Origin of the sequence: Streptomyces liangshanensis (assembly GCF_011694815.1) — a bacterium.
GTDB classification, from domain to species: Bacteria; Actinomycetota; Actinomycetes; order Streptomycetales; family Streptomycetaceae; genus Streptomyces; species Streptomyces liangshanensis.
Window position 1 is genome coordinate 5,639,726 of record NZ_CP050177.1, and the last position, 23,213, is coordinate 5,662,938.

The 23,213-nt window shown below is 73.8% G+C and carries 19 protein-coding genes; 10 read left to right on the top strand and 9 right to left on the bottom strand.

Annotated features, from left to right (window positions below; translation table 11 throughout):
* Window positions 1-107: 107 nt before the first annotated feature.
* The 3 genes from HA039_RS24480 to HA039_RS24490 form a co-directional block, all read right to left on the bottom strand.
* Window positions 108-761 (bottom strand): HNH endonuclease family protein, encoded by a 654-nt coding sequence (locus tag HA039_RS24480; RefSeq protein ID WP_167033441.1) that lies wholly within the window; start codon window positions 759-761, stop codon window positions 108-110.
* A gap of 286 nt (window positions 762-1,047) precedes the next feature.
* Complete coding sequence (locus tag HA039_RS24485; RefSeq protein WP_167033443.1) at window positions 1,048-1,725, bottom strand: HAD-IA family hydrolase; 678 nt, start codon at window positions 1,723-1,725, stop codon at window positions 1,048-1,050.
* Window positions 1,726-1,823: 98 nt separating this feature from the next.
* Window positions 1,824-2,810 carry a peptidoglycan-binding protein gene (locus tag HA039_RS24490; RefSeq protein WP_167033445.1) on the bottom strand — a complete coding sequence of 329 codons (987 nt, stop codon included), beginning with the start codon at window positions 2,808-2,810 and terminating at the stop codon, window positions 1,824-1,826.
* A gap of 642 nt (window positions 2,811-3,452) precedes the next feature.
* On the opposite strand from HA039_RS24490, the gene HA039_RS24495 reads away from it, so the two are divergent.
* Window positions 3,453-5,501: an MFS transporter gene (locus HA039_RS24495; protein WP_208298700.1), complete on the top strand. Its 2,049-nt coding sequence runs from the start codon at window positions 3,453-3,455 to the stop codon at window positions 5,499-5,501.
* An 85-nt stretch (window positions 5,502-5,586) separates the two neighbouring features.
* Here HA039_RS24495 and HA039_RS24500 read toward each other — a convergent pair whose 3' ends face one another.
* A complete protein-coding gene (locus HA039_RS24500) occupies window positions 5,587-6,087 on the bottom strand; it encodes a GNAT family N-acetyltransferase (protein WP_167033449.1) in 501 nt (166 codons plus the stop codon).
* A 113-nt stretch (window positions 6,088-6,200) separates the two neighbouring features.
* Between HA039_RS24500 and HA039_RS24505 the strand changes: the two genes are divergently transcribed.
* From HA039_RS24505 to HA039_RS24515, 3 genes are all read left to right on the top strand, one after another.
* Window positions 6,201-6,821 carry a hypothetical protein gene (locus HA039_RS24505; RefSeq protein WP_167033451.1) on the top strand — a complete coding sequence of 207 codons (621 nt, stop codon included), beginning with the start codon at window positions 6,201-6,203 and terminating at the stop codon, window positions 6,819-6,821.
* Window positions 6,821-7,498 (top strand): hypothetical protein, encoded by a 678-nt coding sequence (locus HA039_RS24510; RefSeq protein WP_167033453.1) that lies wholly within the window; start codon window positions 6,821-6,823, stop codon window positions 7,496-7,498. Before HA039_RS24505 ends, HA039_RS24510 begins: the two co-directional genes overlap by 1 nt.
* A 356-nt stretch (window positions 7,499-7,854) precedes the next feature.
* Complete coding sequence (locus tag HA039_RS24515) at window positions 7,855-10,011, top strand: bifunctional glycosyltransferase 87/phosphatase PAP2 family protein (RefSeq protein ID WP_208298701.1); 2,157 nt, start codon at window positions 7,855-7,857, stop codon at window positions 10,009-10,011.
* Between the two features lie 61 nt (window positions 10,012-10,072).
* Here the strand turns inward: HA039_RS24515 and HA039_RS24520 are convergent, their stop codons facing one another.
* The gene (locus tag HA039_RS24520; RefSeq protein WP_167033455.1) at window positions 10,073-11,536 is read right to left on the bottom strand and encodes an SCO2321 family membrane protein; all 1,464 of its coding nucleotides are present in this window, start codon (window positions 11,534-11,536) and stop codon (window positions 10,073-10,075) included.
* 459 nt (window positions 11,537-11,995) lie between these two features.
* Between HA039_RS24520 and HA039_RS24525 the strand changes: the two genes are divergently transcribed.
* The 5 genes from HA039_RS24525 to HA039_RS24545 all read left to right on the top strand — a co-directional run bounded on the left by HA039_RS24525 (window position 11,996) and on the right by HA039_RS24545 (window position 19,125).
* Window positions 11,996-14,437, top strand: a complete 2,442-nt coding sequence (locus HA039_RS24525; RefSeq protein ID WP_167033457.1) for an endonuclease/exonuclease/phosphatase family protein — start codon at window positions 11,996-11,998, stop codon at window positions 14,435-14,437.
* 252 nt (window positions 14,438-14,689) lie between these two features.
* Window positions 14,690-15,676 (top strand): alpha/beta hydrolase, encoded by a 987-nt coding sequence (locus HA039_RS24530; protein WP_167033459.1) that lies wholly within the window; start codon window positions 14,690-14,692, stop codon window positions 15,674-15,676.
* A gap of 220 nt (window positions 15,677-15,896) precedes the next feature.
* Window positions 15,897-17,288: a glycosyltransferase family 4 protein gene (locus HA039_RS24535; protein WP_208298702.1), complete on the top strand. Its 1,392-nt coding sequence runs from the start codon at window positions 15,897-15,899 to the stop codon at window positions 17,286-17,288.
* Window positions 17,282-18,031 (top strand): class I SAM-dependent methyltransferase, encoded by a 750-nt coding sequence (locus HA039_RS24540; RefSeq protein WP_167033463.1) that lies wholly within the window; start codon window positions 17,282-17,284, stop codon window positions 18,029-18,031. Before HA039_RS24535 ends, HA039_RS24540 begins: the two co-directional genes overlap by 7 nt.
* Window positions 18,032-18,033: 2 nt before the next feature.
* The gene (locus HA039_RS24545; protein WP_425086424.1) at window positions 18,034-19,125 is read left to right on the top strand and encodes a prenyltransferase/squalene oxidase repeat-containing protein; all 1,092 of its coding nucleotides are present in this window, start codon (window positions 18,034-18,036) and stop codon (window positions 19,123-19,125) included.
* Window positions 19,126-19,151: 26 nt separating this feature from the next.
* Here the strand turns inward: HA039_RS24545 and HA039_RS24550 are convergent, their stop codons facing one another.
* Complete coding sequence (locus HA039_RS24550; protein ID WP_167033467.1) at window positions 19,152-19,445, bottom strand: hypothetical protein; 294 nt, start codon at window positions 19,443-19,445, stop codon at window positions 19,152-19,154.
* A 74-nt stretch (window positions 19,446-19,519) separates the two neighbouring features.
* Here HA039_RS24550 and HA039_RS24555 point away from each other — a divergent pair, with 74 nt between their 5' ends.
* The gene (locus HA039_RS24555; RefSeq protein ID WP_167033469.1) at window positions 19,520-20,350 is read left to right on the top strand and encodes a maleylpyruvate isomerase family mycothiol-dependent enzyme; all 831 of its coding nucleotides are present in this window, start codon (window positions 19,520-19,522) and stop codon (window positions 20,348-20,350) included.
* An 88-nt stretch (window positions 20,351-20,438) separates the two neighbouring features.
* Here HA039_RS24555 and HA039_RS24560 read toward each other — a convergent pair whose 3' ends face one another.
* The 3 genes from HA039_RS24560 to HA039_RS24570 all read right to left on the bottom strand — a co-directional run bounded on the left by HA039_RS24560 (window position 20,439) and on the right by HA039_RS24570 (window position 23,186).
* Entirely contained in the window at window positions 20,439-21,356 is a 918-nt protein-coding gene (locus HA039_RS24560) for a DUF5336 domain-containing protein (RefSeq protein WP_167033472.1), read from the bottom strand.
* Window positions 21,357-21,553: 197 nt separating this feature from the next.
* Window positions 21,554-22,504, bottom strand: coding sequence for an N-acetylmuramoyl-L-alanine amidase (locus HA039_RS24565; protein ID WP_167033474.1), 951 nt, complete (start codon window positions 22,502-22,504; stop codon window positions 21,554-21,556).
* 22 nt (window positions 22,505-22,526) lie between these two features.
* A complete protein-coding gene (locus HA039_RS24570) occupies window positions 22,527-23,186 on the bottom strand; it encodes a class I SAM-dependent methyltransferase (RefSeq protein ID WP_167033476.1) in 660 nt (219 codons plus the stop codon).
* Window positions 23,187-23,213 lie beyond the last annotated feature (27 nt).

A 23,213-nucleotide genomic window follows, 5' to 3' on the forward strand; every position in this document is an offset into this window, starting at 1 on the left:
GGACGTGGCGAGTGGGGCGGGTGATCGGGTGCGGATCGGGGTGCGGGCAGGGGAACGTTATCTCCTCGGCCCGTCCGGTCCGTCCGGTCCGCCCGGTTTCCGTCCGGTCAGCAGCCGTTCAGTACCGACTGGAGCGCGCTCTTCTCCGCCGAGTCGACGGACAGCTTCCAGTAGTACTTCACCTGCACCCAGGCACGGACGTACGTGCAGCGGTACGAGGTGACGGACGGCAGCCAGGTGGCCGGGTCCTGGTCGCCCTTGGCCTGGTTGACGTTGTCCGTGACCGCGATGAGCTGGGGCCGCGTCAGGTCGTTGGCGAAGGACTGCCGCTGGGCGGTGGTCCAGCTGCTCGCGCCCGAACGCCAGGCCTCGGCCAGCGGCACCATGTGGTCGATGTCCACGTCGGCGGCGGCGGTCCAGGTGGCGCCGTCGTACACCGAGAACCACCGGCCGCTGGTGGCGGCGCAGCTGGAGTCCTGGACGACGTTCGTGCCGTCGCGCTTGAGCACGACCTCGCGGGTGTTGCAGGCGCCGGACTGGGTGATCCAGTGCGGGAACAGGTCACGGCTGTAACCGCTGGAGGAACCTTCCGCCTTCACCGTCAGCTGCGTGAGGTACGTCCGCGCGGTGGCGGCGCTGACCGGCGTGGGCAGGGCGGCCTGGGCGGTGGGGGCGGTGAGCAGCGTGGCGGCGGCGGCGAGGGCGCCGGAAACGGCGAGGACGGCTGCGCGGCGTATTCGACGCGCGTAGACACCAGACATGCGAACTCCCTTGAGGTGGGGGTGCGGAGAAGGCTGTACGACCGCCCGCCATCGTCGCGGTGGTGGGTTTCCTGGGGGTGGGCGTCAGGTAACAGCGTGACGACATGTGCACGTCATATCAAGAGGTGGACGCGCGTCGATCGGGAGTCGCGTGGGGGTTGTCGCGTGACGGTGGGGGGCGTGCGGGGGGCGCGGGGCGTCGCGGTGTCACGTTCCGTCAGGCCGTGGTGTGTGGGTGGATCCGGCGTTAGATGTGGTTTGGCCGTGGATCCGGTGTTACGTACCGTCAGGCCGTGACGTGCAGGCGGATCCGGCCGTCCGGGAGGGGCTCGACGCGGACGTGCGTGAGGTCCTGCGCGTGGGCCGTCGGGGCGTGCGGGAGTGCGCGGGGGCCGATGCCCACCACGCTCATGCCGGCCGCGCGGGCCGCGGTGATGCCCGCTTCCGAGTCCTCGAACGCCACGCAGTCCGCCGGGGCCAGGCCCAGGGCCGCCGCGCCCATGAGGAAGCCCTCGGGGTGGGGCTTGCTGCTGGTGACCGACTCGGCGGTGACGCGGAGTTCGGGTATCGGGAGGGCGGCGGCCTTCATGCGGGTCGTGGCGAGGTTCTCGTCCGCCGAGGTGACCAGGGCGTGGGGCAGGTCCGCGAGGGACGCCATGAAGGCGGGGGCGCCGGGGACGGGGATGACGCCGTCCGTGTCGGCGGTCTCCTGGGCGAGCATCGCGCGGTTGTCGGCGAGGTTCTGCTCCACCGGGCGGTCCGGGAGCAGGACGGCCATGCTCGCGTGCCCCTGGCGTCCGTGGACGATCTTGAGCGCCTCGTCCGGGTCCAGGCCGTGCTCGACCGCCCAGCGCCGCCACCAGCGCTCCACCACGGCGTCGGAGTTGACGAGGGTGCCGTCCATGTCCAGGAGGAGGCCGCGGGTCGTCAGGACGGTCGTGGTGGGCGTGGTGCTGGCCGGCATCGGGGTGCTCCAGGGGGCGGGGGAAGAGTCAAGCGGCCCCGGCCGCCGGTCAGGGAGTACGTCCGGAGCCGCTTTGTTTAGTCATTGTACAAAGTCGGTCAGTGGCGTCGGCCGGGGCCCTGGTGATCACGTCCCTGTCCGTCGCCCTGGCCCTGTCCCGACCCGTTCCCCGTCGCCGGTTCCGCTTCCAGGGACCGGCGGGTGTCGGGGCCGTACACGCCTCGCGGGTCGCCGCCGATCTTCCGGTAGATCTGGTACGCCGCGACCGCCACCTGCACGCGCTGGTCGAACTGGCCGTCCGGGGTGCCCTGGTAGAGCCGTATCCCGGCCAGGCGCTGCTGGAGGTCCGCCACCGCGGGCCCGGAGTCGCCGAGGCGCAGCCCGTTCGCGGCGAGGCCGGAGGGCGGCGCGAAGCCTTCCGGCGGTGCGTCGGCGGGGCGCTCGGTGGCGGGCGGGGCCGTCTCGGGGCGTTCCGACGGTACGGCCTCCGGCGGCGCGGAGGCCTCGGTCGAGGCGCCCGACTGCGCCGATGCCGGCGATTCCGACGCGTCCGGGGACGGGGAGGCGCCGGCCGTCCCGCGTGTCGCGTCGGGGGAGGCGGTACGGGAGGCCCCGGCCGGGTCGCCGGACAACGCGACGTCGGGGCCGGCGGCCGTCGGCCGGGAGCCTGCGAGGCCCTCGTCCAGGTGCGCGGAGTCGGCGTCCTCGCCGGAGAACAGCCCCCCGGCGAACGCCGCGGTCCCGAGCACCGCGACGGCGGCCGCGCCCAGCGCCACGGCCTTGAGGGGGCGGCGGCGACGGGGGTGGCGCGCGGCGCGGCGTGCGGCGGGCGGCCCTGCCGGGGGCTCGGCGCCGCTCGCCCCGGACGCGGACGGTGACTCCGCCGCGGCCAGGGGCGGGAGGGGGCCGGCGGTGACGAACGGTTCACGCGTCTCGTCGTTCCCGGTCGGGAGGGTCACGTACGGCCGGATGCGCCGCTCGTCGAAGACCTCGGCCGCGGCGATCTCCTGACTCCGCCCGGCCCGATGGGCCCGCGCGACCCGCCCGGCACAGAAACACCCGGGCCCACCGCCGACAGCGGTCACGGCCCCACACTCAGGACACACCCGCGCCCCACCCTGCCGCACCTGAGCACCCCCCTCCACCCAAGGAGCAACCCCCGGTTCCTGACCCCCCAGCCTTGCCGCACCGCCCTGGCCTACCCCAGCGCCCTGATCACCGGCCCGCCCCGACGCGTTGTCCGGGCTCGTGGCTGTCGCCGGGCCTGTCCCCGCACCCGGGCCTGCCCCGGCACCTTGGTCGGCGGTGCGCCCCTGCACGGCGTCCGGTTCCGTGGCTGTCGCCGCGCCCACGCCCGCCTCGGCGCCCAGTCCCGCGCCCGGCGCGGCCCCCGCCGCCGGGTCGGCGGCATGAGCGACCCCCGCCCGCGCGGCCGACTCCACCGCCGCCCCCGCAGCGTGAGCACCCCCCGCCCCCGCGGCCCGAGCGCCCTCCGCGTCCGCCGGCCTTGTCGGTGCCGGGCCGTCGTCGTGGCCGTGGCCGTTCCGGTTGTTGTTCACAGTCGGATCCCTCCCCTTGGAGCGGCGATTATGCAGGCCCCCTCCCACCGCCCCGTCGGCGGCCGGGCGACGCGCCGGGGGGTTGGGCGGGCATAACGGGACGCAGCGGACAGGATGGGGGGCCGGGCGGGGGTGAAGCGGTGGGGGCGGAGACGAAGGAGGCGATCCATGGCTCAGGACGCGAGCGAGCGGGCCGTGAGTCCGGCGCCCGGCGAGGGGCAGAGTCCGCGGACCGTACTGGCCGCCATCAGCGCCCTCCTGATGGGCCTTCTGCTCGCCGCCCTCGACCAGACCATCGTCTCCACCGCCCTGCCCACCATCGTCAGCGAGCTGGGCGGCCTCGACCACCTGTCCTGGGTCGTCACCGCCTACCTGCTCGCCTCCACCGCCGCCACCCCCCTCTGGGGCAAGCTCGGCGACCAGTACGGCCGCAAGAAGCTCTTCCAGACCGCCATCGTCATCTTCCTCATCGGGTCGATCCTGTGCGGCATCGCGCAGAACCTGCCCGAACTCATCGCCTTCCGCGCCCTCCAGGGCCTCGGCGGCGGCGGGCTGATCGTGCTCTCCATGGCGATCGTCGGCGACATCGTCTTGCCGCGCGAACGCGGCAAGTACCAGGGCCTGTTCGGCGCCGTCTTCGGTACGACCAGCGTCCTCGGCCCGCTCCTCGGCGGGTTCTTCACCCAGCACCTCAGCTGGCGCTGGGTCTTCTACATCAACGTCCCGATCGGGATCGTCGCGCTGCTCGTCATCTCCGCCGTCCTGCACATCCCGGTACGCCGGACCAAGCACACGATCGACTACCTCGGCACCCTCCTCATCGCGTCCGTCGCCACCAGCCTCGTCCTCGTCGCCTCCCTCGGCGGCTCCACCTGGGCCTGGGGCTCCCCGCAGATCATCACGCTCGCCGCCGTCGGCCTCGTCCTGCTCGCCGTCTTCCTCCGCGTCGAGGGGCGCGCCGCCGAACCCGTCCTGCCGCTGCGCCTCTTCCGTATCAGGACCTTCACGCTCGTCGCGGTCATCAGCTTCGTCGTCGGCTTCGCCATGTTCGGCGCGCTGACCTTCCTCCCGACGTTCCTCCAGGTCGTCCAGGGCGTCAGCCCCACCCTCTCCGGCGTGCACATGCTGCCCCTCGTGGCCGGGCTGCTCATCACCTCCACCGGATCCGGCCAGATCGTCAGCCGCACCGGCCACTGGAAGGCCTTCCCGATCCTCGGCACCGCCGTCACCGCCGTCGGCCTCCTCCTGCTCCACCAGCTGAAGCAGGACAGCGGCACCGCCGAGATGAGCGCCTACTTCTTTGTCTTCGGCGCGGGCCTCGGCCTGGTCATGCAGGTCCTGGTCGTCGTCGTGCAGAACTCCGTCAGCTACCAGGACCTCGGCGTCGCCACCTCCGGCGCCACCTTCTTCCGCTCCATCGGGTCCTCCTTCGGCGTCGCCATCTTCGGCACGATCTTCACCAACCTCCTGCACAGCAAGCTCCAGGACACCCTCGCCGGCCGCCCGCTGCCCCCCGGCGTCAGCGCCGACGGGCTCGCCGAGGACCCCCGCGCCGTCGGCCGCCTCCCCGCCGCGCTGCGCCCCGACGTCCTGGACGCGTACGCCACCTCCATCACCGACGTGTTCCTGTACGCCGTGCCGGTCGTCCTCCTCGCCTTCGCCGTCGCGTGCTTCCTCAAGGAGGACAAGCTGCGCGGCTCGGTGACCGCGCCGGAGGCCAGCCAGACCCTGTCCGCCAACCCCGTCGAACGCTCCTCCCGCGACGAGGTCGCCCGCGCCCTGTCCGTCCTCGGGACGCGGGAGGGCCGCCGCAGGATCTACGAGGACATCACCGCGAAGGCCGGGTACGACCTCCTCCCGGCGGCGAGCTGGCTGCTGCTGCGGATCCGCCGCCGGGGCGCCGTCGAGCCCGGGCCGCTCGCCGCCTCCGTCCCCCTGCCGGTCACGGTGGTCACCGACGCGGCCCGCCAGCTGGAGGAACGCGCCCTCGTCCGCCGCGAGGGCGTCCAACTGACGCTCACCGCGAAGGGGGCCCACGCGGGCGAGGTCCTCGCGGACGCCCGCCTGGAGTCGCTGGCGGAGCTGCTGGGCGACTGGTGGACCCCCGAACGGCCCACGGACCTGGTCCAGTTGCTACAGGAGCTCACGGCGGAGCTGTGCGGCTCCGACGGCGAACGCCCGCGCGGCCCGGACGCGCCCCGCGACCACGCCGCCTGAACGGACCCGTGGGCGAGGGCGGTCGCCGGACGGGCGCGGCCCTCCCGGGTCAGCCGGTGACCCGGTCAGCCGGCCGGTGACCCGGTCAGCCGGTGAGCTGCTTGCCGTACCAGATCTCGCTGTACGGTCCCGGCTCCCCGTACGCCGCGATCTCCCCGTACCCGTGCTTCCCGTACAGCCCCCGCGCCTCCACCAGGTCGAGCCGGGTGTCGAGCACGACCCGCCGCGCCCCGAGCCGCCGCGCGGCCGCCTCCAGGGCCGCGAGCAGCGCGCCGCCCCCGCCGGTGCCGCGGGCGGCCGGGCTCACGTACACCCGGGTCAGTTCGGCGGCCGGGAGGCGCGCGGGCCCGCCCGGCAGCAGCATCAGTCCGCCGCAGGCCGCCGCCTCGCCGCCGTACCGGCCCACCACGAACTCCCCGGTGGGCGGCACGAGCAGGTCCGGCGGGTCGTCGGCGAGCCCCGCGTCGACCTCCGCCTCCGTCGCCGGGCGGTGCCAGTAGCGGCCCGCCACCTCGGCGTAGTAGGCGCGGCGCAGGCGGGTCGCCTCCGCGGTGGCGAACGACTCGGGACGTACGGACCAGTTCATGGTCCTTTCCCTACCGGGGACCCGGACCGTTTGGCCAACGGATTACGGGCAACCCGAATGCCAGAAGTACTTGTTCACGAGCCGGGACGAGTAGAGAGACAGGAAGGCAAGCCATGTCCACAGTCCTGATCGTCATCGGTCTGATCGTGGTCTTCGTGATCATTGTCGGCGCCGTCCTGTACGCCGGACCCGGCAAGAAGGGCGGCCGGGGCGGGCTCAAGCGCCGGTTCGGCCCGGAGTACGACCGCGCCGTGGCGCGGCACGACGGGGACACCAAGGCCGCGGAGCACGAACTGGCCGAGCGGGTCAGCCGCCACGGCGACCTGCGGACCCAGCCCCTCTCCGCCGAGCAGCGCGAGCAGTACGTGGCCGGCTGGAGCGGACTCCAGGAGCGTTTTGTCGACGCCCCCCAGGAGGCCGTCGCCCAGGCCGACCAACTGCTGGCCCGGCTCGCGGCGGAGCGCGGCTACCCCGACACGGCCTACGACGACCAGCTCGACGCCCTCTCCGTCCACCACGCGCACGAGGTGGACGGCTACCGCAGGGTCCACCACGTGGCCTCCGACGCCGGGAGCGGCGCGAGCACGGAAGAACTGCGCGAGGCCATGGTCGGCGCGCGGCAGCTCTTCGAACAGCTGATCCTGGCCCGCCCCGGGGAGAGCGGTGGCGACCGCCACGGGAGCGCCGGCCGGAACCGGAACCTTTCGCTGCGACCCAAAGGGAGTGGTGCGTGATGACGTACGACCCGAGCAAGCCCGCTAAGACGACCGACACGACCGATACGACCGCCACGGGCGACACGACCGACGCCACCGGCGACCACGGCAACCGCTCCGACCGCCCCGACCGGGTCGGCGCCCCGGACCGTACGAGCACCCCGGACCGCACGGGCGCCACCGACCGTACGAGCGGGACCGACCGTACGAGCACCCCGGACCGCACCACCGGAGCCGAGCGGCCCACCGGCCCTCCCGCCACCCCCGAGGTGCGCGAAGGCCGCGAGGTGAAGAGCCCCGTCCGTACCCCGGAGGCACCGACCCGTACCACCGGGGACACCGCCACGGACCGCACGGCCACCGGCACCCCGGCCGGTAAGACCCCCAGCGCCGCGAAGACGGATCACTCGAAGGCGCGATTCTTCCCGCAGGACGAGAGCGACAAGCTGACCCAGCGTCTCCAGGACGCGCTCAGCTCCTTCGTCGACGGGCCGAGGCGCTCCGTCGAGGAGGCCGCGGGTGTGCTGGAGGAGACCGCCGAACGGCTCGGCAAGGCCCTCGCGGAGCGCCCCCGTTCCTTGCGCGCCGACTGGGACACCCCCGGTCAGGACAAGGACGGCGGCACGGACACCGAGGACCTGCGGCTCGCTCTCCAGAGCTACCGCGAGGTGACGGAACGGCTGTTGCGCATCTGACGCGCGGCTGAGGCACGCCCCCCCGGGGCGCGGCCCGACAGACCAGGAGGCGGCGGGCAAGGGACGGCCCGCCGCCTCCCTTCCGTGTGTCCGCGTACCGCTCGCGGGCGCGTCGTGGTTCGGGCCGGGGCGCGCCGGGGTGCAGGATTCCCTTCTGGAGTGATCCGGATCAGGCCGGGTCCGCGTCTCCGCCGAGGACATGAGCCCGCTCGCGGGCGCCTCAGGCATGCGCTCGCGCGTGCGCCCATGCGTGCCCCGGGCCGGGGCGCGGGCGGGGGCATCGGGACAAAAAAGGGATGACGGTCAGGCGAAGAGGGGGTTGCCTGAGTCTTCCCGGAAGGGTGGTGCGAGGCTCTATGCCCCAGGGATGGCGTTTTCGGACGGAGGGTCGGCGCGGCGTGGCGAATGCGGAGCACAGCGTGAACGGCGGCGTGGCGGCGGGCTCGGCGGGGGCGAGGCTCGGCACCGTACGCGCCGTGCTGTGGCTGATCGCCGCCGTGCTCGCGGTGAGACAGACGGCGGCGGTCCTCAGACGCCCGCCCGGTGAACGGCTGACCGATCTGGAGACGTGGGTCGGTGACAACGGCGTCCTGCACGTGACGGGTTCGCTGTACGACACCAAGGCCTTCACCGGCACCCCGTTCTCCGGGCTGGTGCTCAAGCCGCTGACCCGCGCGGCGCAGGAGAGCCTCGGGATCGCCTGGACGCTCGGCACGCTGCTGCTCGTCGTCGCGCTCGGCCTCGTCGTCGCCCGCGCCCTGCCGGGCCGCGCCTCCCGCCGTACGGACCTGCTCGCCGCGCCCCTCGCGATCAGCCTGCTCATGCTGTCCCTGCCCGTGCGCAACAGTTTCAGCCTCGGCCAGACCAGCATCCTGCCCGTGCTGCTCGTCCTGCTCGGCTGCTTCGTCGTCCGCGGCGAGCGGGGCTCCGGGGTCCTCATCGGCATCGGGGCGGCCCTCCAGCCGACCGTGCTGCTCTTCGCGCCGCTGCTCTGGTTCACCGGCCGCAGACGGGCCGCCGTGACGTCGGTGTCCACCTTCGGGCTCTTCACGGCCCTGGCCTGGGTCGTCATGCCGGCCGACTCGTGGACGTACTGGATACACCATGTGGCGGGCGCCGGCCTCGGCGAGAGCGCCGACAGCCTCGCCAACCAGTCCCTGCACGGCGCGCTCCTGCGCGCGGGCCTCGAAGGGCCCCTGGAGATCGTCCTCTTCCTCCTGCTCGCCGCCGGGGTGGTCTTCCTGGGCCTGCGGCGCGCGGTGCGCTACGCGCGCGACGGACAGCTGTTGCTCGCCGTCGCGCTGACCGGCTGCGCGGCCGTCGCGATCTCCCCGACCGCGTGGCAGCACCAGTTGCTCTGGGTGCTGCTGGCCGTGGTCGGCCGGGTGGGCACGAAGGCCAGGGACCGGTTCGTGTGGCCGGCGGTGGTGGTCCTGGTGATGACGCTGCCGGGGAAGATGCTGCTGCCGAACATGGCGGTGCTCCACCCCGTACGGGACAACGCGCTGCTGATCGTGGCACTCGCGGCGGCCTGCGGGGTGCCCTTCCTGTCCCGTACGTCCCCGTACTTCGCCCGGCCCGTGCCGACCGAGTACGCGCGGCCGGTACCCTCGCGCTGGAAGCGCGTCCCGTTCGCGCCGTTCTGGCGGCGGGTGGTGAACCGCCCGAACCTGCTGCTGGAACTGCTGGTCATCCGGGTCGGCTACTCGGTCTACGCGAAGATCCGGCTCGCCGCGACCGGGGGCCGGGCGACGGCCGAGGAGCACGGCAGGCAGGTCCACTCCATCGAGCGGGCGCTCGGCATCGACATCGAGCACTGGGCCAACCGCGCGACGGTGAAGGCGGGGTGGGCCGAGGACTTCTTCAACTTCTACTACTCGACCTTCCACTTCATCGTGCCGCTGACGATCCTCGGCATCCTGTACGTCCGCCGCCCCGCGCAGTACCGCTGGGCGCGCTCGTCGCTGGGCTTCGCCACGATCCTGGCGCTGGTCGGCTTCTGGTTCTACCCGCTGGCCCCGCCCCGGCTGATGCCGGGCATGGGCTTCATCGACACCGTGCACGGCCCGCAGGACCTCGCGAGCCCGGACTACGGCGCGCTGACGAAGCTGACCAACCAGTATGCCGCGATGCCCTCGCTGCACTTCGGCTGGTCGCTGTGGTGCGGGTTGATCATCCTGATCCTGGCCCCGAAGTGGATCAAGCCGCTGGGGCTGCTGCACCCGCTGTTCACGGTCTCGGCGATCATCGGGACCGCCAACCACTGGGTGCTGGACGCGGTGGGCGGCGCGACGGTGGTCGGTACGGGCTTCGCGCTGACGTATCTGCTGTCGGGGCGCCGCGAGTTGCTGCCGAAGGCGGTGGGGGCGGTGAAGCCGGACCCGTTCCCGGCGGGGGAGCCGGTCGGGAAGCCGGTGAAGTCCGTGGAGGCGGCCGGTGCGGCCGGGGCGCCGGCTCCGGACCACCCCGGAGCCCCCGACCCCGCCGGCGCGGCGCGCGAACCGTCGCCCTGAGGTCTCTGCTGAATCCTGGCGGACAGGCCCGACCCTGACGACCCGGTCGGGTCGGGGCCGGTCAGAGTTCCTGGTGCTGGCCGGTCCTGCCGCGGGTGCTCAGCAGGTAGCCGATCGCGATCCCGGCCGCCAGGCCGATGCCGATGACCCACACGATGCCGAACCCGGTGCCGCCGAGACCGCCGTTCCGGATCTCGGCCACCGGCTGGGCGGTGATGCTCGGTACGGGGGTGGGCGCCGGCCCGGTGGCGTTCAGCAGCCGTACCAGGTCGAGCCCGCCGAAGTCCCTCGGGTCCGTGCCCGTCGTGTGGGCGGCGAAGATCAGCTGGGCGTAGGCGGCGGGGCCGTTCTCGGCCGCCCAGGGGCCGGCGTTCTTCTTGAGCCACTCCAGCGCGCCCGCCGCCTGGTTCGCGTACCCGGACGACGCCAGCGCCGCGACCGCGTCGGCGGTGCTCCCCGGGTCGGCCAGCGGCGTGCTGTCCGACGTGCCCGGCACCGGCGGCCGGTCGAGGTGTCCGGTCGCCGCCAGCGCGGACGCCAGGTAGGCGGCGCCGTTGCGGGCCGCGCGCTCCGGGGTGAGGCGGCCCGTCCTCCGGCAGGCCGGCGCGGGGCCCGCCTTCACCGGCGCGACCACCATGCGCTTGCCGACCCCGGCGAGCACGGCCGCGGCCGTGGCGTCGTTGTCGGCGACCGGCCGGGCCGTACCGGAGCCCTGTCCCTCGGGGGCCCGCTGGTAGGCGAAGCCGCCGGTGGCGCCCGTCCCCGCGCCGCCCTTGCCACCCTTGCCGCACGGCACCGCGAGGCCGAGCAGGGCGTCGTAGGCGTGGTGGCCCTCGGGGGACCGGAACGAGCTGGGCCGGATGCCGGTGGCGCTCAGGGCGCCGATCACCAGCGAGGTGGAGTTCGCGTCACTGGGGCCGCCGGGCCTGTGGCCCCAGCCGCCGTCCGCGTTCTGCACCCCGCGCAGCCAGTTGAGGGCGCTCAGCATGACGGGCCGCTGCCCGCCGAGGGTGGAGAGCGCCTGCACCGCCGCCGCGGTGGCGTTCGGGTCGGTGGCCGTGTCCGCGTCGCACGGGGCGGCGGGGTCGGCGCGGTACGTGGGGAACGCGCCGCTCGCGCACTGCTGGCCCTTCAGCCACAGGATGGCGCTCTTGGCAGGCCGTTGACCCGCCGCGTACTGCCCCAGCATCGCCAGCGACTGGCGCCACACCCCGTCCCGCGCCGGGTCCTCGGTGCCGTACAGGCCCGGCGGAAGCGAGCTGGGCCGCGGCGCGGACAGGCCGGCGTGCGCGGCGGGGGCGGCGGGCGTCGAGGTGGAGGACGTGGTCGGCGCGCCGTTCGCGGGCGGGGCGGAGGGGGCCGGGGTCGCGGAGGGGGACGGCGGGGAGGAGGGCGCCGGGGTCGCGGACGGCGCGTCCGGGGACGGGGCCCGTACATCTCCGCCCGCGACGGCCGTCTGAGCGAGAGTCACGCACAGCACGGCGGATGCGGCGAGTACGGCCGCACTGCGGCGAACGGTGGTCATGGCGGGCTGGGCCTCTCCTGCGGGAGCCGGGCTCAGGCACACTCAGGCACCAGGCTCCGGCCCCGTAAACCTCGACGATGCCGGCCACCGGCGGTTTCCGGTGGCGCGAGCCGGTCTCGACCGTGGGCGGGACATCCGGCTACCGCCGGTATTGCCCCGGCTTCTCCCCGTACGGACAGATGACGACTCGCACACTGTACCGGCCCCGGCCCAACTCCCCCCGGGCGGAGGGCCCTCGTGGCGCGCCTCCCGCGAGGCGTTCCGGCCGGGCGCGGGCCCCGGGGATCGTGCGCGCCGCGCACGGACGCGCCCTTCCGGATCGCCCGGCAATCAGGTTAAATCCGGCGAACACTAGGGAAACACTTGGCCTTTGGGCGGAAAGGGCTCTTGTTGCGAGCATATCTACGCGCGTATCTTGAGCCGACTTTCAGCCTTCTCACAGCAGAGAAAGGGCTCCCCGTGCCCTCATCCATACCCCCGGCCCTGCGCGGCCGGCGGGCCCGACTGGTCGCTCTGACGGTTCCCGTCGGCCTGGTCGGTTCGCTCATCGCGCTCCCGTTCACCGCCGAGGCCAGCCCCTCACCGGACGCCGTGATCTCGGAGGTCTTCGGCGGCGGTGGGAACAGCGGCGCCAGCCTGACCAACGACTTCATCGAGCTGGGCAACGCCGGTGACGGTCCCTTCGACCTGACCGGCTGGTCCGTCCAGTACCTCAGCGGCGCGCCCACCAGCGCGTCCAAGTGGCAGGCCACGCCGCTGACCGGGGCCGTCCCCGCCGGTGGCAGCTACCTGATCCAGGAGGCCAAGGGCGCCGGCGGCGACACCGCCCTGCCGACCGCCGACGCCACCGGGACCATCGCGCTGTCCGCGACCAGCGGCACGGTCGCGCTCGTGCACTCCACCACCCCGCTGACCTGCGTGACCGCCGCCGACTGCGCGGCGGACGCCGGCATCAAGGACCTGGTCGGCTTCGGTACGGCGACGGTACGGGAGACCTCTCCGGCCACCGGCGCCGGCAACACCACCTCGGTCAGCAGGAACGCCACGCTGACCGACACGGACAACAACGCGGCCGACCTGACCGGTTCCGCGCCGAGCCCCCGTAACAGCGCGGGCACCGGCGGCGGCGACGGCGGCGGCGACCCGACGCCCACGCCGAGCCCCAGTGACACCACGCCCGGCGACCTCCGCATCCACGACATCCAGGGCGCCACCCGGATCTCCCCGCAGGCCGGGGCGACCGTCGGCAACGTGCCCGGTGTGGTCACCGCCGTGCGCGCCACCGGCTCGTCGCGCGGCTTCTGGTACCAGGACCCGCAGCCCGACAAGGACGCGGCGACCAGCGAGGCCGTCTTCGTCTTCACCGGCTCGGTCACCCCGCAGGTGAAGCCCGGCGACTCGGTCCTCGTCAGCGGCAAGGTCAGCGAGTACTACCCGGGCGGCGCGGCCGCCGGCGGCCAGTCCGTCACCGAGCTGACCGCGCCCAAGACCGTCGTGCTGTCCTCCGGCAACCCGCTGCCCGCCGCCGAGGCCATCGACGCGCGCACGATTCCGGAGACGTACGCCCCCGACGCGAAGGGCGGCAACATCGAGCCGCTCACGCTGCTGCCGCGCAAGTACGCCCTGGACTGGTTCGAGTCCCGGGAGGGCATGCTCGTCCGGGTCGGCGACAGCCGCATCGTGGGCGCGTCCAACCAGTACGGCGAGACCTGGATCACCACCAAGCCCCGCCAGAACCCGACCGAGCGCGGCGGCACGCTGTACAGCGCGTACGACGAGCAGAACTCGGGCCGCCTGCTGGTGGCCTCGCTGACCGGCACGAGCCTCACGGCCAACGTCGGCGACACGCTCAAGGGCGTCACCTCGGGGCCGATCGACTACAGCAACTTCGGCGGGTACTCGCTCCAGGCGACCACGCTCGGCACCACGAAGTCCGCGGGGCTCCGCCAGGAGGTCGCGAAGAAGGCCAAGTCCGACGAGCTGGCCGTGGCCACGTACAACGTCGAGAACCTCGACCCGAGCGACCCGCAGGCCAAGTTCGACCGGCTGGCCGTCGGCATCGTCAAGAACCTCGCCACGCCGGACATCGTCAGCCTGGAGGAGATCCAGGACAACAACGGCGCGACGGACGACGGGACGCTGAGCGCGGACAAGACGCTCGCGCAGTTCACGGCGGCGATCCAGGCGGCGGGCGGTCCCGCGTACTCGTGGCGGTCCGTCGACCCGCAGGACAAGACGGACGGCGGGGAGCCCGGCGGCAACATCCGCAACGTGTTCCTCTTCAACCCCAAGCGCGTGAGCTTCGTCGACCACCCGGGCGGCGACGCGACGACGGCCACGAAGGTCGTCCCGGCGGGCAAGCACGGCAAGGACATCACGCTGTCCGTGTCGCCGGGCCGCATCAACCCGACGTCGGACGCGTGGCTGAACAGCCGGAAGCCGCTGGTCGGGGAGTTCACCTTCCGCGGCGACCAGTACTTCGTCATCGGCAACCACTTCAACTCCAAGGGCGGGGACCAGCCGGTGTACGGCCGCTTCCAGCCGCCGACGCTGAGCTCGGAGACGCAGCGGCTCTCCCAGGCGAAGGAGGTCAACACCTTCGTGTCCGGCCTGCTGGCCAAGGACCGCAAGGCGAAGGTCGTCGTCCTCGGTGACCTGAACGACTACCCGTTCTCGGCGCCGGTCGAGGCGCTCACCCACGGGCGGGTGCTGACGGACCTGATGTCGACGCTGCCCCGGGACGAGCGGTACAGCTACGTGTACGACGGCAACTCGCAGACGCTGGACCACATCCTGGTGAGCCCCGGCGTCGGGAAGCTCTCGTACGACGTGGTGCACCTGAACGCGGAGTTCTCCGACCAGGCGAGCGACCACGACCCCCAGGTGGTCCACATCGGCTGAGCCCGCCGGTACCTTGGCGCGGCCCACCAGCACCCTCGATCGCCGGACGGGCGTCGTGGGGCCGGTGGGCCGCGCTTCCGGGTGCCCGGGTTGCGCTTACCGATGTCCTCGGCCGCGCTTCGGTCGCGCCCGGGCTGGGCCGCCGCCTCGCGGAAGCGCCCACCCGGCCGGCCACCGCGCCCGGGCGCTCCAGCCCGCCCCCGGGCGTAGCCTGAATGTGGAGCTGGACGTTCCTTTTCTGGAAGGGCCGCGATGGACGCCCCCCTTGATCCCGAACTGGCCGCCTGGGTGGGTGCGGTGCCCGCGACGGACCTGCGGGACGTGCGGGCCGCCCGGGAGCTGGAGCGGCGGACCCTGGAGCGGCTGCCCCCGTACGAGCCCGGGCGGCGGCTCACCGTCACCGACATCGCCCTCCCCGGCCCCCGGCGCGGGGCCGCCGCGCCCGACGTGACCGCGCGCGTGTACGCCCCCGCCGGGCGCACCGGCGCCCTGCCCGGCCTGCTCTACCTCCACGCGGGCGGGTTCGCGCTCGGCGGCGTGGCCAGCGTGGACAGCCCCGCCCGCAGGCTCGCGGACCGCGCGGACGTCGTGGTCGTGAACGTCCGCTTCCGGCTCGCCCCCGAGCACCCGTACCCCGCGGCCCTCGACGACTGCTACGCGGCCCTGGAGTGGGCCGCCGGGCCCGGCGGCGAGGCGTACGGCATCGACCCGGACCGGATCGGCGTGCTCGGCGAGAGCACGGGCGGCGGCCTCGCCGCGGCGCTCGCGCTGCTCGCCCGGGACCGGGGCGGCCCCCGGCTCGCCGCGCAGTTCCTGGACGCGCCCGTCCTGGACGACCGCCTGGACAGCGTCTCGATGCGGACCATCGCCGACGCGACGCTCTGGCAGGCCGCGAACCAGCCGCTCGTGTGGAGCTACTACCTCAGCGGCACGGCGGAGCCCGGCAGCGTCGACGTCCCCCTCTACGCGGCGCCCGCCCGCGCCTGGCCCACCGACCTGACCGGACTGCCGCCGGCCGGCGTGACCACGTACCAGATCGACCCGGTACGGGACGAGGGCCTGGGCTACGCCCTGCACCTGATCGAGGCGGGCGTCCCGACGGAGGTGCACCACTACGGCACGGCGTTCCACCTGGCCCACGCGCTGCCGGGCACGGCCATAGGCGCCAGGATCCACGCGGACCGGGTGTCCGCGATACGCCGCCTGCTCACCACCCCGCCCCCGGCGGCCGCCGCGTGACCACCCCGCGCTCCGCCGCCGCGTGACCGCCCGCCGCCGCGGCCCCCGCTCCGCCGTGGTGTTAATCACCCGATCCGCCCCCTCCAGCCGCGCTACCTGCCGGTAGATTCGGAGGTTGCCGACGATCACGTCCGCGAGTTGTTCGAGTTCCGTGCGGACGGTTACGCTCCGTCGGATGCCGTGGGAACCACGGTGTGAGCAGGGGAGAAGGGGGCCGAGTGTGACCGCTGAGGCCGTCGCGGCGGGCACCGGGTCCGGGGTCGGGGAGTCCGGGGCGGATGACCGGCCGCTGCGTATCGCACTGCTCAGTTACAAGGGCAACCCGTTCTGCGGCGGACAGGGCGTCTACGTCCGGCACCTGTCGCGTGAACTCGCCCTCCTCGGGCACTCCGTCGAGGTGATAGGCGCCCAGCCCTACCCCGTCCTCGACGCCGGCGTGACCCTCACCGAGCTGCCCAGCCTCGACCTCTACCGGCAGCCCGACCCCTTCCGCACCCCGAGGCGCGGTGAGTTCCGCGACTGGATCGACGCCCTGGAGGTCGCCACGATGTGGACCGGCGGCTTTCCCGAGCCGTTGACGTTCTCGCTCCGGGCCCGGCGCCATCTCCTCGCCCGCCGGGGCGAGTTCGACGTCGTCCACGACAACCAGACCCTGGGGTACGGGCTCCTGGGCGATCTGGGCGCCCCGCTCGTCACGACCGTCCACCACCCCATCACCGTGGACCGGCGGTTGGACCTGGCCGCGGCCGCCGACTGGCAGCGCCGCGCCTCCGTACGCCGCTGGTACGGCTTCACGCGCATGCAGAAGCGGGTGGCCCGCCGGCTGCCGTCCGTCGTGACCGTCTCCGGTTCGTCCAAGCAGGAGATAGGCGACGACCTCGGGGTACGGGCGGACCGCGTCCACGTCGTCCCCATCGGCGCGGACACCCAGCTGTTCTCGCCCGACCCCGCCGTGGCCGAGATACCCGGGCGCATCGTCACCACCTCCAGCGCCGACGTCCCGCTCAAGGGCCTGGTCCACCTCGTCGAGGCACTCGCCAAGCTCAGGACCGAACACCCCGCCGCCCACCTGGTCGTGGTCGGCCGCCGCGCCGAGGACGGCCCCGTCGCACGCGCCCTGGAGCGGTACGGGCTGGAGGACGCCGTCGAGTTCGTCAAGGGCATCTCCGACGCGGAGCTGGTCGACCTGGTCCGCGGCGCCCAGATCGCCTGCGTGCCCTCGCTCTACGAGGGCTTCTCCCTGCCGGCCGCCGAGGCGATGGCCACCGGCACCCCGCTGGTCGCCACCACCGGAGGCGCGATCCCCGAGGTCGCGGGCGCCGACGGCGAGACCTGCCTCGCCGTGCCGCCCGGCGACGCGGGCGCGCTCGCCGCCGCCCTCGGACGGCTGCTGGACGACCGGGAGTTGCGGGCACGGCTCGGCGCGGCGGGCCGGGAGCGCGTGCTCGCCGGCTTCACCTGGGCCAGGGCCGCGCAGGGCACCGCCGAGCTGTACCGCGCGGCGATCGCCGCGCGGCGGGACCGTACCCGGCGGGACCGCGCACGGCAGGACCGACCCGGGCGGGACCGCACCACCCACCTCCCCGACCGCGAAAGCAGGACCCTGTGCTGACCGTGGACTTCACCCGTTTCCCGCTCGCCCCGGGCGACCGCGTGCTCGACCTGGGGTGCGGCGCGGGCCGCCACGCCTTCGAGTGCTACCGGCGCGGCGCCCAGGTCGTGGCGCTCGACCGGAACGGCGACGAGATCCGCGAAGTGGCCAAGTGGTTCGCCGCGATGAAGCAGGAGGGGGAGGCGCCCGAGGGCGCCACCGCCACCGCGATGGAGGGCGACGCGCTCAACCTGCCGTTCCCGGACGAGTCGTTCGACGTCGTCATCATCTCCGAGGTGATGGAGCACATCCCCGACGACAAGGGCGTGCTCGCCGAGATGGTCCGCGTCCTGCGCCCCGGCGGCCGGATCGCCGTGACCGTGCCGCGGTACGGCCCCGAGAAGGTGTGCTGGGCGCTGTCCGACGCGTACCACGAGGTCGAGGGCGGCCACATCCGCATCTACAAGGCCGACGAACTCCTCGGCAAGATGCGGGAATCGGGCCTCAAGCCGTACGGTACGCACCACGCGCACGCGCTCCACGCGCCGTACTGGTGGCTCAAGTGCGCCTTCGGCGTGGACAACGACAAGGCGCTGCCCGTCCGCGCGTACCACAAGCTGCTCGTCTGGGACATCATGAAGAAGCCCTTCGCCACCCGGTTCACCGAGCAACTCCTCAACCCCGTCGTCGGCAAGAGCTTCGTGGCCTACGCGACCAAGCCGCACCTGCCGGCGCCCCGCCCGGCCACGACGGACGCCGCGTGACCCTGCCCGGAGCCGGCCCCGGCCGTACCGAACACCTCGTCCTGCCCGGGGTCCTCACCGACGAGCAGGCGGCCGAGACGGTCGCCGGCATCCTCGCCGCCCAGCGGCCCGACGGCGCGATCCCCTGGTTCCGCGGCCACCACCTCGACCCCTGGGACCACGTCGAGGCGGCCATGGCCCTGGACGCGGCGGGCGAACACGAAGCGGCCGGGCGGGCCTACACGTGGCTGGCGGCCCGGCAGAACGAGGACGGGTCCTGGTACGCGGCGTACCCCGACACCGACGAGACCGGCCGCACCGGGGGCCACGACGACCTCGCCCGGGAGACCAACTTCTGCGCCTACGCGGCCGTCGGCGTCTGGCACCACTACCTCGCCACCGGCGACGACGGCTTCCTCGACGGCATGTGGCCGGTCGTCCACGCGGCCGTCGAGTTCGTCCTCGCCCTCCAGCAGCCGGGCGGTGAGATCGGCTGGAAGCGCGAGGCCGACGGCACGCCGGTCAACGACGCCCTGCTGACCGGCAGTTCGTCCATCTACCAGGCGCTGCGCTGCGCCCTCGCGATCGCCGAGGAACGCGAGGAGCCGCAGCCCGACTGGGAGTTGGCGGCCGGCGCGCTCGGACACGCGATCCGCGACCACCCGGAGCGCTTCCTCGACAAGAGCCGCTACTCGATGGACTGGTACTACCCGGTCCTGGCCGGCGCGATGACGGGGACCCAGGCCAAGGCGCGGATCGAGGACGGCTGGGACCGCTTCGTCGTACCGGACCTCGGCGTGCGCTGTGTCTCGCCCAACCCGTGGGTGACCGGCGGCGAGAGCTGTGAACTCGCCCTGGCGCTCTGGGTGGTGGGGGAGTCCGACCGGGCGCTGGAGATCCTCCAGTCCATCCAGCACCTGCGCGCCGGGGACGGCATGTACTGGACGGGGTACGTCTTCGAGGGCGACCGCGCCGTCTGGCCCGAGGAGCGGACCACCTGGACGGCGGGGGCGCTGCTGCTCGCGGCGGCCGCCCTCGGTGGGGACGAGGCGACCACCGCGGTGTTCGGCGGCGAACGGCTGCCGTACGGACTGGAACCGGACTGCTGCGGTTGAACGCCGGGTGAGCGGCGTCGGTGGCGTCAGTGGCGGCGCAGCCGGCTCGCCAGCGCGTGGCCGATGAACAGGTAGACGACGGCGGCAAGACCGTAGCCACAGACGACGCGGGCCCAGGCCTCGTCGAACGTGAACAGGTCGTAGGACCAGCCGGCGAGCCAGCGTGCCGCGTCCTGGATGAAGTTCACCAGTTCGTTGGCCCGGTTGGCGTCCAGCAGGTACATCAGGATCCAGAGGCCCAGGATGAAGGCCATGATGTCCGCGATGACGACGATGATCGTCGCCGCGGAGCCGCTTCCACTGCGCGTCGTTGAGGACATGTCGAACGTGTTGCCGATTGCGGGCGCGTGAAACCCGGTGGGCGCCCCGGGCCGCCGTCCCTAGGATCCCTCCCATGACGCGCCTCGGACATGACCGCTATTGCGACGAAATCGTCGGCCAGACGGACCGGTTGAGGGACGCCCTGACGGGCGCCGACCTCTCCGTGACCGTACCCGGCTGCCCCGACTGGACCCTGGGGCAGCTGGCCCGGCACGTGGGCGGCGCGCATCGCTGGGTCGAGATGCTCGTACGGACACGGGCCACGGCGGACATCCCCGAGGAAGAGGCCCCCGGCGCGCGGGGCCCGGACGACGCCGACCCCGCGGCACTCGACGCCTGGCTGGAGGAGGGGGCGCGGAAGACCGCCGCGACCCTGCGGGCCGCGGGCCCCGACGCCGAGGTGTGGAGCTGGGCATGGGAGCACACGGCGGGCTTCTGGGCGCGGCGCATGGCCCTGGAGACCGTGGTCCACCGCGCGGACGCCGCCATGGCCGCCCAAGTGCCGTACGAGGTGGAACCGTTGATGGCGGCGGACACGATCGACGAGTGGCTCCGGATCCTGGCCTTCGCCCAGGCCGGCGGCGACCCGGAAGCGGCCGACCTGCGCGGCGGCGGCCGCAGCATCCACCTCCACGCGACGGACACGTCGGGCGACCACCTCCAGGGCGGCCACTCCCAGGACGACCACCCCCAGGGCATCGACGCCGAGTGGCTCATCGAGTTCGGCGAGGACGGGTTCACCTGGCGGCACGACCACCGGAAGGCGACCGTCGCGCTGCGCGGACCGCTCACCGACCTCATGCTCGTCCTCCAGCGCCGCCTGCCCGCCGACAGCGGCCGGGTGGAGGTGCTGGGAGACGCGAAGCTGCTCGACTTCTGGCTGGAGCGCACGTCGTTCGGCTGACCGGCCGCGCGCCGCGCCGCCCCCGTACACACGGGTGGCCCCCGCCCTGACCGGGCGGGGGCCACACACGTACGACGACCTGATCCGGTCAGCCGCGCTGGATACCACTCGTGTCCTGGAGGACGCCGCGGCGGCCGTCCTGCGTCTGGGCCACCAGGCCCGAGCCGCGCTGCTCCACCGCGAGGTACCAGGTGCCGGGCGCCAGTTCGGCGATCGGACCGGGCGAACCGTCCTCCCCGTACAGCGGCCTGGCCACCGGCACCGCGAACCAGAACGGCGCGAAGTCACCCGCGCCGGAACCGGCGGCGGCGCCCGCGGCCGGAGCCGCGCCGCCCTGGGACTGCTGACCCTGCGGCCCGCCCCCCAGGGACTGGCCCTGCGGCCGGCCGCCGAACGGCCCGCCCGCGCCGGACTGGCCGCCCTGCGCGCCGTACGGCTGGGACTGACCCGGCTGCGCGCCGTAGGGCTGCTGGCCGCCCGGGTAGCCGTACCCCTGGCCCGGAGCGCCGGGACCGCCGGGCTGCCCACCGTACGGCTGCGGGGCCGGCGGCTTCGGGGCGCCGAGGAGCGCCACCTTGAGCGGCGGTACGAGCGGGGTCGCCACCGCGGCGCCCGCCATGATCAGCGTCGCGACGAAACCGAGGATGAGCCCGGCCCCCGCGTCGACGCTGAACCCGGCGGGGAGGATCGCGGAACCCGCCGGGTCGAAGAGCGCGCCGAGCGCCGTCCACGCCGCGAACACCGTGAACGCGACGCCGAACGGGGCCAGTTCGATGCCCGCGACCTTGAGCGGCCGGGGCAGCGCGCGGGAAACGACGATCAGTGCCGCGCCGATGAGGCCCGCCAGGTAGATCCCCAGGATCAGGACACCGTTGTCCCAGGCGGTCGGCGCGTTGTCGCACTCACTGCCGTCGCAGCCGATCGTGTTGAGGAACGAGGCGATGAACAGCAACACCGCTGCACCGATCACCACGCCGTCGCCTCGTGTGAGGGAGCGGAAGTTCACGTAACAATCCTTCGTCAGTCGTCTCGTCGGGGCGGTCTCGTGGGCCGCCGTCAGGCGGTGCGAAGCTCGGGGGCGGCTCCCCATCGTACGGATGAATCTATCGCCTGCCCGGGCGGGGCGTCTGCCGGGTGCCACGACCTCCGGGGCCCGTCGACGGGACGGTCCTGGGCGGAGGACACCGCCTCCGCGCACACCCCTCAGGGCGCCAGGAAGCCGCTGATGCCCTCCGCGAGCCCGCGCGCCGCCTTCTGCCGCCAGTCCGCGCTGGTGAGGAGCGCCGCGTCCTTCGGATCGCGCATGTTGCCGCACTCGACGAAGACCTTGGGCACGGTCGAGAGGTTGAGGCCGCCGAGATCCTTGCGGACGTCCAACCCCGTACCGTCACCGATGTAGTTGGAGGGCGCGCTGCCCGTGACGGCCGCGAACCGGCCCGCGATGTGCTCGCCGAGGTCGCGCGAGGGGCCCACGATGGGCGTGGTGTCCGCGCCGCCGCCCTTCACCAGGCCGGGCAGGATCACGTGGAAGCCGCGGTTGCCCACCGCCGAGCCGTCCGCGTGGACGGAGACGACGGCGTCGGCCTTCGCGCGGTTGCCGATCCGGGCGCGCTCGTCGACACACGGGCCGAACGGGCGGTCGTCGTCCTGGGTCAGGGTCACCGTCGCGCCCTCCTTCTTCAGGAGGTCGCGCAGCCGGTGCGACACGTCGAGGGTGAACGCGGCCTCGGCGTAACCGGCGTTGGTGGCGGTGCCGGTGGTGTCGCACTCCTTGCTGGTGGGCCCGATCTGCACCTGCTTGTTGATCTCGGCGGTGTGCAGGTGGTTACGGGTGTTGTGCCCCGGGTCGATGACCACGACCTTGCCCGCGAGGGGGCCCTTCGCCGGGTCGGTGGCACCCGGCGAGGCGGGGCCGGAACCGCCGGGCTCGGCGTCGCCGGGGACGCCGTCGCCGAGCAGGGTGCCGGAGCGGCCGGTGGGCGAGGCGCTGGCGGTGGCCGCCGCGGCGTTCCCGCCGTCGTCGCCGGATCCCCCCAGGCCCTGCCAGACGAGCACGCCCACCACGGCGGCCGGCACCAGGGTCGCGACCGTGAGGGTGAGGGGGTTCAGGCCGAAGCGGCGGCGGGGCGCGGGCTGGCTCTCGTCGTACGACACGCCGTGATCGTAGACCTCGGGCTCAGAGTCCCGCCGCCGTACGCCGCAGGACACGCAGCGAGTCCGTCGCCGAGACCTCGGTGAACGCGCCCGAGGCCAGGGCGCGGCGATGGACGCGGTACGGGGCCTGGCCGCCGTCCGCCGGGTCGGGGAACACGTCGTGGATCACGAGCAGGCCGCCCTCGGCGAGGTGCGGGGCCCACCCCTCGTAGTCGGCGTTCGCGTGCGCGTCGGTGTGGCCGCCGTCCACGAAGACCAGCCCGAGCGGCCGGCCCCAGACCGCCGCGACCTGCGGGGACCTGCCGACCACCGCGATCACGTGGTCCTCCAGGCCGGCGCGGTGGAGCGTACGGCGGAAGGCGGGCAGGGTGTCCATCAGCCCGACGCCGGGGTCGACCAGCGACGGGTCGTGGTACTCCCACCCCGGCTGCTGCTCCTCGCTGCCCCGGTGGTGGTCGACGGTGACGGCCACCGTCCCGGCCGCGCGGGCCGCGGCGGCCAGCAGGATCGTGGAGCGCCCGCAGTACGTACCGACTTCGAGGAGCGGCAGGCCGAGCGCGGCCGCCTCGGTCGCGGCCGCGTGGAGGGCGAGCCCTTCGTGGACGGGCATGAACCCCTGGGCGGACTCGAAGGCCTGGAGGACCTCCGGCTCCGGGGCGATCGCCTGGGTCCCGGCGGGCATGGGCTCTCCTCACGGTGGTGCGGCTGG

What these genes read in the sequence shown, in the direction of transcription:
- HA039_RS24480 (WP_167033441.1), bottom strand. Translation starts at nt 761, where the DNA reads ATGTCTGGTGTCTACGCGCGTCGAATACGCCGCGCAGCCGTCCTCGCC.
- HA039_RS24485 (WP_167033443.1), bottom strand. Translation starts at nt 1,725, where the DNA reads ATGCCGGCCAGCACCACGCCCACCACGACCGTCCTGACGACCCGCGGC.
- HA039_RS24495 (WP_208298700.1), top strand. Translation starts at nt 3,453, where the DNA reads ATGGCTCAGGACGCGAGCGAGCGGGCCGTGAGTCCGGCGCCCGGCGAG.
- HA039_RS24500 (WP_167033449.1), bottom strand. Translation starts at nt 6,087, where the DNA reads ATGAACTGGTCCGTACGTCCCGAGTCGTTCGCCACCGCGGAGGCGACC.
- HA039_RS24505 (WP_167033451.1), top strand. Translation starts at nt 6,201, where the DNA reads ATGTCCACAGTCCTGATCGTCATCGGTCTGATCGTGGTCTTCGTGATC.
- HA039_RS24510 (WP_167033453.1), top strand. Translation starts at nt 6,821, where the DNA reads ATGACGTACGACCCGAGCAAGCCCGCTAAGACGACCGACACGACCGAT.
- HA039_RS24515 (WP_208298701.1), top strand. Translation starts at nt 7,855, where the DNA reads ATGCCCCAGGGATGGCGTTTTCGGACGGAGGGTCGGCGCGGCGTGGCG.
- HA039_RS24520 (WP_167033455.1), bottom strand. Translation starts at nt 11,536, where the DNA reads ATGACCACCGTTCGCCGCAGTGCGGCCGTACTCGCCGCATCCGCCGTG.
- HA039_RS24530 (WP_167033459.1), top strand. Translation starts at nt 14,690, where the DNA reads ATGGACGCCCCCCTTGATCCCGAACTGGCCGCCTGGGTGGGTGCGGTG.
- HA039_RS24550 (WP_167033467.1), bottom strand. Translation starts at nt 19,445, where the DNA reads ATGTCCTCAACGACGCGCAGTGGAAGCGGCTCCGCGGCGACGATCATC.
- HA039_RS24555 (WP_167033469.1), top strand. Translation starts at nt 19,520, where the DNA reads ATGACGCGCCTCGGACATGACCGCTATTGCGACGAAATCGTCGGCCAG.
- HA039_RS24570 (WP_167033476.1), bottom strand. Translation starts at nt 23,186, where the DNA reads ATGCCCGCCGGGACCCAGGCGATCGCCCCGGAGCCGGAGGTCCTCCAG.